Origin of the sequence: Geomonas terrae, assembly GCF_004791675.1 — a bacterium.
Classification (GTDB): domain Bacteria; phylum Desulfobacterota; class Desulfuromonadia; order Geobacterales; family Geobacteraceae; genus Geomonas; species Geomonas edaphica.
In genome coordinates this window covers 88,697-102,014 of sequence record NZ_SRSC01000004.1, presented here as the reverse complement: position 1 = coordinate 102,014, position 13,318 = coordinate 88,697, and the positions used below count along the sequence as shown (strand labels likewise).

16 protein-coding genes are annotated in these 13,318 nt (G+C 61.0%); 2 read left to right on the top strand and 14 right to left on the bottom strand.

Features of this window, described 5'->3' with window-relative positions; genetic code table 11:
• Nucleotides 1–9 precede the first annotated feature (9 nt).
• Genes arsB through E4633_RS16015 form a run of 3 tightly spaced genes read right to left on the bottom strand, consistent with a single transcriptional unit; the run spans nucleotide 10 to nucleotide 1,863 of the window.
• Complete coding sequence (gene arsB, locus E4633_RS16025; protein ID WP_135870399.1) at nucleotides 10–1,056, bottom strand: ACR3 family arsenite efflux transporter; 1,047 nt, start codon at nucleotides 1,054–1,056, stop codon at nucleotides 10–12.
• Nucleotides 1,053–1,472: an arsenate reductase ArsC gene (locus tag E4633_RS16020; protein ID WP_135870398.1), complete on the bottom strand. Its 420-nt coding sequence runs from the start codon at nucleotides 1,470–1,472 to the stop codon at nucleotides 1,053–1,055. The genes arsB and E4633_RS16020 overlap by 4 nt, the downstream gene beginning before the upstream one ends.
• Nucleotides 1,473–1,521: 49 nt before the next feature.
• Nucleotides 1,522–1,863, bottom strand: coding sequence for an ArsR/SmtB family transcription factor (locus E4633_RS16015; protein WP_135870397.1), 342 nt, complete (start codon nucleotides 1,861–1,863; stop codon nucleotides 1,522–1,524).
• A 135-nt stretch (nucleotides 1,864–1,998) separates the two neighbouring features.
• Between E4633_RS16015 and pstS the strand changes: the two genes are divergently transcribed.
• Complete coding sequence (gene pstS / locus E4633_RS16010; RefSeq protein ID WP_135870396.1) at nucleotides 1,999–3,027, top strand: phosphate ABC transporter substrate-binding protein PstS; 1,029 nt, start codon at nucleotides 1,999–2,001, stop codon at nucleotides 3,025–3,027.
• A 156-nt stretch (nucleotides 3,028–3,183) separates the two neighbouring features.
• On the opposite strand, the gene E4633_RS16005 is transcribed toward pstS, so the two are convergent.
• Entirely contained in the window at nucleotides 3,184–3,522 is a 339-nt protein-coding gene (locus E4633_RS16005) for a hypothetical protein (protein ID WP_407925456.1), read from the bottom strand.
• Nucleotides 3,523–3,860: 338 nt separating this feature from the next.
• Here E4633_RS16005 and E4633_RS16000 point away from each other — a divergent pair, with 338 nt between their 5' ends.
• Complete coding sequence (locus E4633_RS16000) at nucleotides 3,861–4,727, top strand: universal stress protein (protein WP_135870394.1); 867 nt, start codon at nucleotides 3,861–3,863, stop codon at nucleotides 4,725–4,727.
• A gap of 225 nt (nucleotides 4,728–4,952) precedes the next feature.
• On the opposite strand, the gene phoU is transcribed toward E4633_RS16000, so the two are convergent.
• From phoU to E4633_RS15955, 10 genes are all read right to left on the bottom strand, one after another.
• Nucleotides 4,953–5,624 carry a phosphate signaling complex protein PhoU gene (gene phoU, locus E4633_RS15995; RefSeq protein WP_135870393.1) on the bottom strand — a complete coding sequence of 224 codons (672 nt, stop codon included), beginning with the start codon at nucleotides 5,622–5,624 and terminating at the stop codon, nucleotides 4,953–4,955.
• Between the two features lie 36 nt (nucleotides 5,625–5,660).
• The gene (pstB, locus tag E4633_RS15990) at nucleotides 5,661–6,419 is read right to left on the bottom strand and encodes a phosphate ABC transporter ATP-binding protein PstB (protein ID WP_135870392.1); all 759 of its coding nucleotides are present in this window, start codon (nucleotides 6,417–6,419) and stop codon (nucleotides 5,661–5,663) included.
• Between the two features lie 36 nt (nucleotides 6,420–6,455).
• On the bottom strand, nucleotides 6,456–7,298 hold the full coding sequence (gene pstA, locus E4633_RS15985) for a phosphate ABC transporter permease PstA (protein ID WP_135870391.1): 843 nt from the start codon (nucleotides 7,296–7,298) through the stop codon (nucleotides 6,456–6,458).
• Nucleotides 7,295–8,257 carry a phosphate ABC transporter permease subunit PstC gene (gene pstC / locus E4633_RS15980; RefSeq protein WP_407925455.1) on the bottom strand — a complete coding sequence of 321 codons (963 nt, stop codon included), beginning with the start codon at nucleotides 8,255–8,257 and terminating at the stop codon, nucleotides 7,295–7,297. Before pstC ends, pstA begins: the two co-directional genes overlap by 4 nt.
• Before the next feature lie 250 nt (nucleotides 8,258–8,507).
• Nucleotides 8,508–9,749: a two-component system sensor histidine kinase NtrB gene (locus E4633_RS15975; protein ID WP_246038041.1), complete on the bottom strand. Its 1,242-nt coding sequence runs from the start codon at nucleotides 9,747–9,749 to the stop codon at nucleotides 8,508–8,510.
• 50 nt (nucleotides 9,750–9,799) lie between these two features.
• Complete coding sequence (locus E4633_RS20640; protein ID WP_198419423.1) at nucleotides 9,800–9,946, bottom strand: hypothetical protein; 147 nt, start codon at nucleotides 9,944–9,946, stop codon at nucleotides 9,800–9,802.
• Entirely contained in the window at nucleotides 9,943–10,266 is a 324-nt protein-coding gene (locus tag E4633_RS15970; RefSeq protein ID WP_135870388.1) for an STAS domain-containing protein, read from the bottom strand. The genes E4633_RS20640 and E4633_RS15970 overlap by 4 nt, the downstream gene beginning before the upstream one ends.
• Nucleotides 10,263–11,216: a hypothetical protein gene (locus tag E4633_RS15965; RefSeq protein WP_135870387.1), complete on the bottom strand. Its 954-nt coding sequence runs from the start codon at nucleotides 11,214–11,216 to the stop codon at nucleotides 10,263–10,265. Before E4633_RS15965 ends, E4633_RS15970 begins: the two co-directional genes overlap by 4 nt.
• A gap of 86 nt (nucleotides 11,217–11,302) precedes the next feature.
• Nucleotides 11,303–12,493: a PP2C family protein-serine/threonine phosphatase gene (locus E4633_RS15960; RefSeq protein WP_135870386.1), complete on the bottom strand. Its 1,191-nt coding sequence runs from the start codon at nucleotides 12,491–12,493 to the stop codon at nucleotides 11,303–11,305.
• A gap of 111 nt (nucleotides 12,494–12,604) precedes the next feature.
• Nucleotides 12,605–13,309, bottom strand: coding sequence for a response regulator (locus E4633_RS15955; RefSeq protein ID WP_135870385.1), 705 nt, complete (start codon nucleotides 13,307–13,309; stop codon nucleotides 12,605–12,607).
• Nucleotides 13,310–13,318 lie beyond the last annotated feature (9 nt).

The following is a 13,318-nucleotide window of genomic DNA, read 5'->3' as shown; positions in this document are numbered from 1 at the left end:
TCAATCCCCCTATGCTGCCGTCATTCGGCGCTGGAACCAGAAGGCGACGTTGACCAGGCCGATCATCACCGGCACCTCGACCAGGGGACCGATGACCGCGGCGAAGGCGGCCCCGGAGTTCAGGCCAAAGACCGCTACGGCGACGGCTATGGCGAGCTCGAAGTTGTTGCTCGCCGCGGTGAAGGCAAGCGTCGTGGTCTTGCTGTAGTCGGCTCCCATCCGTTTTCCCATCCAGAAGGAGACGAGGAACATGACGATGAAGTAGATCAGCATGGGGATCGCGATGCGCACGACGTCCATGGGGAGCTGCACGATCAGCTGTCCCTTCAGGCTGAACATCACCACGATTGTGAAGAGGAGGGCGATCAGGGTGATGGGACCGACCTTCGGGACGAACTCCCGGTGATAGCGCTCCTTGCCCATGAACTTCACGCCGAAAAGACGGGTCAGGGCGCCGGCGATGCAGGGGATGCCGAGGTAGATGAAGACGCTTTTCGCGATGTCGCCGATGCTTACGTCCACCGCCACACCCTGAAGACCCACGAGCGGCGGCAGCACGGTGATGAAGAACCAGGCATAGACGCTGTAAAAGAGGACCTGGAAGATGCTGTTGAAGGCTACGAGGCCCGCTGCGTACTCGGTGCTACCCTTCGCGAGTTCGTTCCATACCACCACCATGGCGATGCAGCGGGCGAGACCGATCATGATGAGGCCGACCATGTACTCCGGCTTGTCCGGCAAAAGGAGCACGGCAAGGACGAACATGAGCACCGGCCCGATCAACCAGTTCTGAATGAGAGACAGTGCGAGGACCTTCTTGTTGCGGAAGACCTCGGGCATCTCCTCGTACTTAACCTTGGCGAAGGGGGGATACATCATCAGGATGAGTCCCGCCGCGATCGGTATGTTCGTGGTGCCGACCTGGAAACTGTTGACGAGTGTCTCGACACCCGGGACAAAGTAGCCGAGCCCCACGCCGAGCGCCATGGCGGCGAAGATCCAAAGGGTCAGCCAGCGGTCGAGGAAAGAGAGTTTGCGGGAAAGATGTTCGCTCACTTGGTGCCTCCGAAGGTTTCCATGATCCAGTTCTTTATTTCGTCACGCACGCGGCGAAACTGCGGCAGGACTTCCTCCTCGCTTCCCTGGATACGCGAGGGATCGTCGAAGCCGTAGTGGGTGCGCGTGACACCTCCGATGAAGAGAGGGCACTTGTCGTTGGCGTCCCCGCAGAGGGTGATGACGTGATCGAAGCTTTGCCCCTCGAACTCATCGACGGTCTTCGAGTACTGGCCGGAGATGTCGATGCCGATTTCGGTGAGGACTTTCGCCGCGAGCGGGTTCACGCGGGTCGCCTCGGTCCCTGCGGAGAAGGCTTCCACCTCGTCTTCAAGGAAATGGTTCGCGAGCCCCTCGGCCATCTGCGAGCGGCAGGAATTGTGGGTGCAGAGAAACAGGATCTTTTTCCGGGGCATGTGCGGCCTCCAATATCCGTTCCGGCGGATATATGCGGGCAAAATTTTTTTAGGCGCAGCTGTTGTCGCAACCGAAGCCGGCGAGTGTTTCGCGATCGTCCGCCGAGGTGCCGGTCTTCAGGAGCTGTTTTTTCAGAAGCGGGATGAGCTCACTCTGCGGTCCCGCGTTCTCGCGCACGGAATAATAGATCCAGAGGCCGCAGCGGCGGTCATTCACCCATCCGGTCTTCTTCAGGATGGCAAGCTGGCGCGAGATGGTAGACTGTGGGAGTTTCAAAGCGGCGATGATGTCGCAGACGCAGAGCTCACCACCCTCGCCAAGAAGCAGCGCGAGGATGCGCAGTCGGGTCTCATCGGCCAGCGATTTGTAGAGAAGCAGGATGTCGTTCATGGGTGAGGACTATATCCGCATTGGCGGATGTAGTCAATGATGATTTATCTGTCTTCACAGATTCTTGCTGAGGCTGTAACGAAACCGCAACATTTGGCTCCTATAGTTTGCACAAACAGACAAAGGAGAAAATGAATGATTCAGACGATCAAAAAGGCATTTTTCGCTCTCGCTTTGGTAGCCGCAGTGGGCGGCGCAGGCCAGGCAAACGCAGCAACACTCATAAACGGAGCCGGCGCAACCTTCCCGTATCCGCTGTACTCCAAATGGTTCACCGAGTACGCCAAGGTGGACAAGAGCGTCAAGTTCAACTACCAGTCCATCGGTTCGGGCGGCGGCATCAAACAGATCACCGCGCAGACCGTTGACTTCGGCGCAAGCGACAAGTTCCTCTCTGACGCCGAGCTTAAGGGCGCCCCGGGCAAACTGATCCACATCCCGACCGTGATGGGCGCCGTTGTTGTCACCTACAACCTCCCCGGCGTTCCCTCTGGCATCAAGCTGAACTCCGAGGACGTCGCCAACATCTACCTCGGCAAGATCACCAAATGGAACGATCCGAGGATCGCTGACGACAACAAAGGTGTGAACCTCCCCGCCAAACCGATCATCGTCGTGCACCGCTCCGACGGGTCCGGCACCACCAGCATTTTCACCGATTACCTCTCCGGCGTGAACGCTGAGTGGGCGAAAAAGGTCGGCAAGGGCGCCGCGGTGAAGTGGCCTGTAGGTCTTGGCGGCAAGGGTAACGAGGGGGTAGCCGGACAGATCAAGACCACCCCGTATTCCATCGGTTACGTCGAGCTTGCCTACGCCTTCGAGAACAAACTCCCCTACGCATCGCTCAAGAACCAGGCAGGTGTCTTCGTGGCACCTTCCATCAAGTCGACTAGCGCCGCCGCGGCAGGTGCGGTTAAAAACATGCCGGCTGACTACCGCATCTCCCTGGTGAACCAGCCCGGCAAGGACGCATACCCGGTGGTCGGCTTCACCTGGCTCCTCGTCTACGAAAACCAGAAGGACGCCGCCAAGGGTAAACACCTGGCCGAGTTCCTTAACTGGGCCATGACCAGGGGACAGAAGATGGCCGCCCCCATGCTCTACGCGCCGCTGCCGGAGAGCGTAGTGAAGATGGTTCAGAAGACGATAAAGACCATCAAGTAGTCCGCTTCAAAAACAAGAAGAACAACACGTCCGGGTGTGCGGCTTTGCCGCCACCCGGATTTTTCGTTGTCCGCAGGAATCCGCGGATCGCGGAATAAACTGTTCACATAGCGACGCGGTAGAGCCCGCCTTCTATAAGAATCTCTTTACAACCCCTTACAATCCTGACCACGCGCTTTTATCATCACGACCGCAAGCCTTGTCATCGCGACCACGCGCCGCGTTATCGTCACCGCACGCCGTGTTATCGTCACCGCGCGCAGCGTTATCGTCACCTCGCGCAATGTTATCGTCACCACACGCAGCGTCATCGTCACCGCGCGCAGCGTCATCGTCACCTCGCGCAATGTTATCGTCACCACACGCAGCGTCATCGTCACCACGCGCAATGTTATCGTCACCACACGCAGCGTCATCGTCACCGCGCGCAGTGTTATCGTCACCGCGCGCAGCGTCATCGTCACCTCGCGCAGTGTTATCGTCACCTCGCGCAATGTTATCGTCACCACGCGCAGCGCTATCGTCACCACACGCAGCGTCATCGTCACCGCGCGCAGCGTTATCGTTACCACGCGCAGCGTCATCGTCACCGCATGCAGCGTCATCGTCACCACGCGCAGCGTTCTTAAGACCAGGTGTTTCACCATCGTGAAGACGAGCTCGCTGGCGTGGAATGGAACTGCATCTTGCCGGTACAGCAGGAGTTTAAAGGATCTGGGGGGCTGTTAGCGTTCTCTGAAAGGTAAGTGCTAACTTACTGTGATCGAGCTGTTGACTTGATATTTGTGCGAGAGCTTGGAAAATGTAATGAGCAGTAAAAAAAGGAGGCAAGCATGTTCAGAAAAATGATGGTTTGCACCGATCTGACTCCTGCTTCATTTTCCCTCATCGCATGTGCCGCTCAGTTACAGCAGATCGGTACAAAAGACATCGTGTTGCTACACGTGGTAGAGTCGGTCGCGGCCTCTGCTGGAACGCTTTTGTCATCCGAGGCAGAGGGAGCTTTTCGGAGGCAGAAGGAACTGCTTGAAGAGCATGGTATCAACGTTGCCGCCGAAGTGCTTCATGGCGTGCCTGCTTCGGTCCTGGACGCGGCTGCGGAGAAGCATGATGTGCGCGGGATCGTTATAGGTTCGCACAGCAAGGCTGTGATCGCGCTTGCCACCTTGGGGAGCGTGTCCGCGGCTCTCCTGGCCCGGACCTTGCGCCCGCTGCTGCTTTATCGTGTTGATGCCGCGGAAAGAGTAGGGGGAGGGGGCGGAGACGAAGGGTGCGGCAGCCTGTTCAGGCATATCCTTTTCCCTACCGATTTCTCGGATGCGTCTGAGCGGGGGCTTGACTACCTCGGTAAGATCGCACTGGAGCAGCATGGCGCCGCGATCACGCTCTTGCACGTCCTTCCCAGTGATGAGGATGCCGAGGATGGACGAACCGAAGAGGATGCGCAGTATCTGCTGGAAGCGAAGAAAAGGCGTCTTGAGCGGCTTGGGGCAAGCGAGGTTGGCATCGAACTTGTGCGCGGCGAAGCGGCGGATGAAGTGATCAATAGGGGAAAAGCAGGGCTTTATTCGTTAGTCGTCATGGGGTGCCAAGGTAAGGGGGCACTGAAGCGAGTCATGGTAGGGAGCACCGCCGAGCAGGTCACCCGCCGCATCGAAGTTCCGGTACTGCTCGTTCCGGGAGAACACCACGTGGAATAGCCGTCATGAAAAATAGTGTCGTTAACGAAAATGCCACGGCAGCCGCCGTGGCATTTTCGTTGGTGATCAAGCGTCAGGTTCCGCTGCATTCCCCCTCTCCCTCCGGGAGAGGGTGCCCGACGGGCGGGTGAGGGCGTTGCTGCGAAGGGACGAGGTTGTCGCTGCCGATGCCCTCACCCCTGCCCCTCTCCCGGAGGGAGAGGGGGGCTTGGACGACCAGCGTACCTATGCAATGGTATGCCTGATGTCCTTCCCCTTGATCATGAAGATGACCATCTCCGCAATGTTGGTGGCGTGGTCCGCGATGCGCTCAAGGCCCTTGGAGACCTGAATGATCTTCATGGCGCGGCTGATGCACTTCGGATCTCCCATCATGAAGGTCAAAAGCTCGCGTTGGATCTGCTCGTTCAGCTCGTCCACGCACTGGTCGTCCTGGCAGACCTTTATGGCCAGGGCGTCGTCGCCGCGGACGAAGGCATCAAGCGCCTCTTTCACCATGTCCGAGGCCGCCTGCGCCATGCGCGGCAGGTCTATGTACGGCTTCAGGGCCGGCTCCTGGTTCAACTCCCGCGCCCTCTTGCAGATGTTGGCGCACTGGTCGCCGATACGCTCCAGGTCGGTCACGATCTTCAGCGCCAGGGTGATGAAGCGCAGGTCGCGCGCGGCAGGCTGACGGCGGGCCAAAACCTCGAGGCACTTCTCGTCGATCACCATCTCCAGCGTGTTGATCTCGTGATCGAAGGCGATGGTCCGCTCGGCGAGCTCCGTGTCCCGCTCGACGAGGGACTTCATGGCATTGGCGATCATCACCTCGACCTTACCCCCCATCTCAAGGAGCTTCTCGCGTATCTGGTTCAGCTCGTTGTCGAACTGTCTGCTGAAATGTTCTCTCTCCATGTCTTCTCCGCTTTCCTTGGTGGCGCTGCTTATGTGTTAGCCGAAACGGCCCGTGATGTAGTCCTCGGTGCGCTTCTCTTCCGGGGTGGTGAATATCTTCTTCGTTTCGCCACACTCGACCAGGTCTCCCATGTAGAGAAAGGCGGTGTAGTCGGAGACGCGGGCGGCCTGCTGCATGTTGTGCGTCACGATGATGATGGTGTAGCGCTCCTTCAGCTCCTCGATCAGCTCCTCGATCTTCAGGGTCGAGATGGGATCGAGGGCCGAGGCGGGCTCGTCCATGAGGATCACCTCGGGCTTCACCGCGATGGTGCGCGCGATGCAGAGGCGCTGCTGCTGCCCGCCGGAGAGCATCATCGCGTTGCTTTTCAGACGGTCCTTCACCTCGTCCCAGAGCGCCACGCGCTTCAGGCAGCTCTCGACGATCTCGTCCGCCTCCTCGCGCGGCAGCCTCCCGTTCAGCTTGTAACCCGCGATGACGTTGTCGTAGATCGACATGGCGGGGAAGGGGTTCGGTTTCTGGAACACCATGCCGACGCGGCGCCTGATAGCGACGGGATCGACACCCCTTTCGTAGATGTCGCCGTTGTCGACGAGGATCTTACCGGTGACCCGTGCCGAGGGGACAAGGTCGTGCATCCTGTTCATCGAGCGCAAGAGGGTCGACTTGCCGCACCCGGACGGCCCGATGATGGCGGTGACGCTGTTCTCCGGGAAGCTCATGTTGATGTCGCGCACCGCGTGGGTCCTGCCGAAGTGTATGTTTACCTGGTCCAGTTTTACCTTGTTGTTCATCGTATCCTCTGTCTTTCCTTGAAAACGTGGGTGGAACTAGTGCGCCTGCCTGCTTCTGCTGAAGTAGCGGGCGGTGAGGCTTAAGCCGAACATGACGCTTACTAGCACGAGGGCGCCGGCCCAGGCCAGCTTGTGCCAGTCCTCGTAGGGTGCTATCGCGAAGCTGAAGATCTGCAGGGGGAGTGCCGCCATCGGCTGCATGACGTTCTTGCTCCAGAACTGGTTGCCGAGCGCGGTGAAAAGAAGCGGTGCGGTCTCGCCCGCAATCCTCGCCACCGCGAGCAGGATGCCGGTGAGCACGCCGGACATGGCGCTTCTCAAGGTCACCTTGAGGCTCGTGCGCCAGAAGGGGACGCCGAGGGCGAGCGACGCTTCGCGCAGCGAACCCGGGACCATCTTCAACTGTTCCTCGGTGGTGCGCAGCACGATCGGGATCATGATCATGGCGAGCGCCACCGCACCGGCAAGCCCCGAGAACCCTTTCATCGGGACGACAAGCAGGGTGTAGGCGACCATGCCGGTGATGATCGAGGGGGTGCCGGAGAGGACGTCCGCGGCGAACCTGATTGTCGTCGACATCCTGGAGCCGCCGAACTCGGAGAGGTAGATGGCGCCCAGGATGCCGATGGGGAGGCCGATGAGCGACGCTCCGCCGATCATGATGAGCGAGCCGAGCATCCCGTTGGCCATTCCGCCGCCCGCTTCACCGGTGGGGGCCGGAATGTGGGTGAAGAAGTCCAGGGAGAGCGAACTGATCCCCATCTTCACGATGTGCACGAAGATGAGCGCGAGCGGGATGAGCACCGCCAGGGTGCAGGCAAGCATGACGAAGCTCATCAGGTGGTTCTTCGCTTTGCGGAAAGCCATGCCGTTCATCATGCCGCACCTCCCTTCGCTTCACGCGAGACGCTCCAGATCAAGAGCCTCGCCAGTGCGTTCACGATCAGGGTAACCACCATGAGGATGAGGCCGATCTCCATGAGCGCGGAGGAGTGCAGCTTCGTGGTCGCCTCGGCGAACTCGTTCGCGATCACGCTCGGCATGGTGTAGGCAGGGGACAAAAGCGACAGCGAGATATTCGGAGCGTTGCCGATCACCATGGTGACCGCCATGGTCTCGCCGATGGCGCGGCCGAGCCCCAGGATCGCAGCGCCCAGGATGCCGGACTTGCCGTAGGGGAGGATGGCGACCTTGATGGTCTCCCAACGCGTGGCGCCGAGCGCTATCGCCGCCTCCTTCTGGCTTTGCGGTACGGCGAGGAGCACCTCGCGGGTGATCGAGGTGATGATCGGGACCACCATTATCATCAGGATGAAGATGGCGGCGAGCATGCTGACGCCGTAAGGGGCGCCATCAAAGAGCGGGATGAACCCGAAGTGCTCGATCAGGAAGGGCTGCACCGTGGTCTGCAGCCAGGGCGCCATGACCAGCACGCCCCAGAGGCCGTAGATGACCGAGGGTATCGCCGCCAGCAGTTCCACGAGCGGCGCCACGATGGAGCCCAGGCGCCCCGGTGCGATCTCGGTGATGAAGAGGGCCGCCCCGATGCTCAAGGGGGTGGCGAGCAGAAGGGCCAGCACCGAGGAAACCACCGACCCGTACAGGTAGGGGAGGGCGCCGAAGGTTTCCTGCACGGCATCCCAATCCTTCGAACTTACGAATTTCCACCCGAACGCCTTGATGGCGGGCATGCTCTCACCGGCCATCTCGTAAAGCATCAGAGCGAGAATCGCGAGGATGCTGAAGGCGAAGAAGGTGGTGAGGTAGCGGAATACCGCGTCCCCGTTCAGCCTCTTCGCCGTGTCCGGCTCACGTGTCTTCGTCGTCGCTCGTGCCACGTCTTTCTCCGTTTCACTGCCGCAGTAGGAACTGCGCACGTCACTGTTCAAGTGTTGCCTCCGGGAGCGTTTCGAGTCGCCAAGTGGCAGCCGCGTATCCCGGTAAAGGGCAGCAGCCGCGTCGCGCTCGAACCTTCAATGCGTCCTAGGATGCCGGAGAAATGTTACAGCGTTGTTACAGATTGGCTAAATGTTTATGAACCTTTCACCGATGTTTGGCCGGTTCGAAAGGCGCTCGGGTGGGGAAGGACTAGGGGGAAAGGGTTAAGGCGGCATCGGTCCTGGGGAGGAAGATGGTGCAGGTGGTACCCCTGCCGGTTTCGCTTTCCACCTTGATGAAGCCGCCGTGCCGTTTCACGATGCCGTAGCTGATGGACAGCCCGAGACCCGTTCCCTGGCCGACCTCCTTGGTGGTGAAGAAGGGGTCGAAGATCCTGGCCCGCGTGGCCTCGTCGATTCCGGAACCCGTGTCCGAAACGGAGATGCGGACGTAGGGGCCGGGCTTGGCGTAGCCGTCCACGTCGTCGGCCCCGAGGACCGCGCCGTCCACCGTCATCGTGAGCCTGCCCCCGTCCGGCATGGCGTCGCGGGCATTGGTCACCAGGTTCACCAGGACCTGCTCCATCTGCGCCTGATCCACCAGCACTGTCTGCAGCGACCGGGACGGACGCCATTCGAAGGCGACGGACTGGCCCGCAAGCCTTTCCAACAGCACAACCACGTTTTCCACCAGCGTGTTGCCGTCCATGCGCGCGGTGTAGACGGGGTCCTGCCTGCTGTAGGCGAGCAGGTTTCTCACCAGCGCGATGGCCCGGTTCGAAGAGGTGTGGATGTTCTCGAGGAATCCCTTGAAAGGAGCGGGAGGGTTGAATTCCATCATCAGGAGATCGGTGTAGCCGATGACCGCGGTCATGATGTTGTTGAAATCGTGCGCGATGCCGCCGGCGAGTGTGCCGATCGCCTCCATCTTCTGCGCGTGGAGGAGCTGGCTTTCCATCTTCTTAAGTTCGGTGATGTCGTGGAAGGTCCAGACCCTGCCGACGAGTTTCCCATCCTCGTAGTGCGGCCTGGAAAAGCGCTCCAGCCACCGGCCGTCCCGCATCTCCACCAGGTCGTAGCTCTCGAGATCGGGCTGCCAGTAGAGTTCGGTCACTTTCTCGAAGAAAAGGACAGGATCGCACACCTGGCCGAGCAGGGAGATCAGCATCCGGTTCGAGTCGCCCGATACCAGGATCTCCTCGTCGATCTCCCACATCTGCTGGAAGCGCCGGTTGCATGCGACGATTTCGCCCCCCGCGTCGACGGCCATGATGCCGTCCAGGGTGGCTTCGATAGTGGCGGAGAGCATCGAACTGACGTCGTTGCGTCGACTGGAAAGCCCGGTGAAGCTGCGCAGTCGCCGGATCGGTACGGTAGCGATGCCGTCCAGAGGCATGTTGCCCGTGTCGGCGCTGTAATTGTCGTGGCAGGTCGTTGACCGCTCTTGCATCATTTGTTCGTTCTCCATGCTGAACCGTTCGTCGGTGCGGGCTCCGGATGCCGTTACCATTCGTTCAGGATGCGGGCCAACTGCTCGCCGTAGATCTCCACGTTGAGCTCCCTGTAGGAGTCCCGAATTTCCCGCAGCCTTTCAAGCGGCCGGTCCATGTCGTTAAAGAGCCTGCCGAACAAGTAATTGATCGCCTTCATGCCGTCCCCTCCTTCCGCCCACTATGAGCCTTTGCCGGTGCCGCCAGCAGGAACACTCCGGTCATTTTGAACAGCATGCTGTGCGTCTGGTTCAGCCCCTCGATGCGGATCTCGGCCTTGTCGCTGATCTCCTTGAAACAGCGCAGGATGAGGGCGATCCCCATGGAGTTGATGCGACCGGCCAGGCTGAAGTCGAACCTGGCGACCGGGTGTTTGACCTTCTTCGGGATCGCGTTCAGCGCGTCTTCGGCGTGCGCGTCGATGATCCCCTCAAGGATGAAGCAGTCCTCTCCGTTTGATACGTAATTTGCCAGATTCATGCAGCTACCTCCTCACAACCGTTGATTATGTGGACCCCCCGCGGTGCTTCGGGGGGAAGTGTTGACCTTAGATGCAGGTGCCCGCCGACCCTGGTCGAGTGGCCCGGCGTCACGGCGACGTGGAAGCGGTCCAGGAAGCGCCACACGATGAAGAGCCCACGGCCGCCGGGGTCGCCGCAATCGAGCGACTCCTCCTCGTTTCGGGTCAGGTACTCGAGCACCTCGTCCGGGTTCAGGCTGCCCCAGTTGTCGGTTAGGGCGAGCGACAGGGTCTCGCCGTCGAAACCGAAACTGAAGACGATGTCCTCCCGCGGGAGCATGCTGCGCCGCTCACCCTTGCTGAAAAGACGGTCCCCGCGGCCGCTCCGGGGGGCGTCGTACATCGCGTTCTCCAGGAGCTCGTCGGCGAGAAGCGCGCCTTTTTGCCTGAGCAGTTCCATCTCCTCGCCCTCGCCGTCCAGGAGCTCTTCGAGTTTCGCGATGAGGTCCTCTTTTTCCTCGCTGGAGCTCAACCGGTAGGAGTGCAGCACGGTTCCCTCTTTGAGGCAGCAGGAGATGTCCCAGCCACGCTGCTTGAGCAGCATGTCGATCACGGCCGGGAGGCGCTCCTCGTTCACCCCTGCTTGCGTAGGCATTATGCAGAGGTGTCTGATGTGGTCTTCGAGCAAGGGCTTAAGCGCTGGTGCACAGGCCTCCCGCGAGATCAGGAGCACCTCGAGGTCCGGGTTCAGCTCGCGCAGCAAGCCGACCAGTCCCGGGTGGGGGTACGGGTACAACCTTGAGGAAATCACCGCCACACGCAGGTCTTCCCCCATGGCGCGTACGCTTTCCAGCGCCCGGGTCAGGCCGTTCTCCGCGGTTACGGTCATGACGTGCGGCATCCCCAGGAAGGCGTCGTCCCATCCCTTGCGGTCCGTCTCATCGAGGTAGAGCACGGCTATCTTTTGCATTGTTTCTCCCTGTAATTACGCGTCGTCTTCCGATATGAGTGTCCTGGTTCCCTCTCCCGGTGGGAGAGGGGACGTTGAACGGTTTGTTACCCGTCGAACCGTACGGTCAAGGTGGTGACGTCGTCCTCCAACACTCCGCTCCCGGTAAAGCCCGCCATGGCGCTCATGAGGTAGTCGTGCATCCGCCCCACGGGAAGTTCCCTGCCGCGGACCAGCAGCTCTTCCAGCCGCCCGTAACCGAACTCCTCACCCCCGGGCCCAGCGCTCTCCACGAGTCCGTCCGTGTAAAGAAATAGAAGGTCTCCGGGTGCGAAAGCGCTGCTCGTTTCCGGGTAGCAGGCCTCGCGGTCGAACCCCAGCGGGAACCCGGAGTCCGTCTCCAGCAGCTCGGCGTGCGCCGCCTCGCGACGCAGCAGAAGCGGGTAGTTGTGTCCGGCGTTGGCAAAGGTGATCACACCCCGGCCGAGGTCGACGCAGGCGATCAGGCATGTCATCAGGAGGGTGCGACGCGCCGTGGCAAGAATGGCCCTGTTCATACCGGTCAGAAGCCCGGAGGGGGTGGTGACGCCGAGTGATACCAGGGTGTGGAGACTTGCCTTGGCGGCGGTGGTGACCATGCCCGCCTGCACGCCGTGGCCGCTTACGTCCGCGATTACCATGCCGAGGATGTTGTCGCCCGCACTGAAATAGTCGAAGAAGTCACCGCCGATCTCGGAACAGGTGGCTATGCCGGCCCCGACCGTCAGGCTGCCGAAGCGATAGTCGGGCGGGGGGAGAAGGTCCTGCTGGATCTTCATGCCGAGGGTGACCTCCTCTCGCAGGCGGGAACTCAGGCAGTCCAGCGCCCCCAGCAGCTCCTTTTGCCGCTCCGCCACCGTCATCATCAGGTCGGAAACCGATACGATGCCGCGACAGCGCCTGTCATCCACCAGGGCCAACGCGTCGGTCTGCAGGGTGGGGTCAAGCGAGAGGAGCTGCACCGCGGCCTCGTCCACGTCGAGCTCGGGCGGGAGTACGATCCGTTTTCCCTTCAGGTCCTGCATGAGGGTGAGCACCGGCTTCTTTGCGTATAGCTCCATGGCGAAGGGGCGGCTCAACAGGGTCAGGAGCTCCTTGCGGTTCACGCACCCCAGGAAGTCCCCCTCTTCCTCGATGACGACACTCAGCAGATCCGGATCCTTTTGAAACAGTGCGAGCACCCTCTGCACCGGAAGGTGCGGTGGGGCGCCGACGGCACCCCTGCTTATGTCGGCCAGCCTGGCACGGCTTCGCTGCATGTGGCCTCCTCCTTAGAGATGGTCGCAGCATAAGTGAGAATTCTTGTGGTTGTGTTACGAAGGCGTGAAAGTTTTGGTGAGACTTGCGGCGTGGCGACCGACGGAGGGCGTTTACGCCGACTTCAGCCGGTAGCCGACGCCGAGTTCGGTGATGATGTAGCGGGGGCGGGAGGGGACGGGCTCTATCTTCTGGCGCAGGTTGCTCATGGTCACCCTGAGCACGTTCTGCTGGTCGGCATAGGCGTTCCCCCATACCTGCTTCAGGATCTGGCCGTGGGTGAGCACCAGCCCCGCGTGGTTCGCCAGCAGGCGCAGCAGGTCGTACTCGGTGGGGGTGAGCTGGATCTCGGTCCCGCCGCGCGTCACCTTTCTGCGCTGCAGATCGATCTCCAGCTCGTCGAAGCGATAGACCGGCTCGGGGGCCTGCTGCAGCGAGCGGCGCAGCACCACCCTGATCCTCGCCTGCAGCTCCGCCACCCCGAACGGCTTCACCAGGTAGTCATCGGCGCCCGCGTCGAGCGCGGCTACCTTGTCGTCCTCGCGGTCGCGCACCGATAACACGATGATGGGAAGCGGTGACCATTCGCGGATACGCCTGATCACCTCCACACCGTCCAGGTCGGGAAGCCCGAGATCGAGCAGGATGAGGTCGGGACGCGCCGCAGCGGCGGCGGCGAGTGCCGCATGCCCGTTTTCTGCGAAGTGCAGCGAGTACTCCTCGCAGGGCAGGGCGCTCTTCAGGAAACGCAGGATGGCCGCCTCGTCGTCGACCACGAGGATGCGGGGGCGGCCGCTATCTGTTTTCAACTTTTGCATGTTTTTACC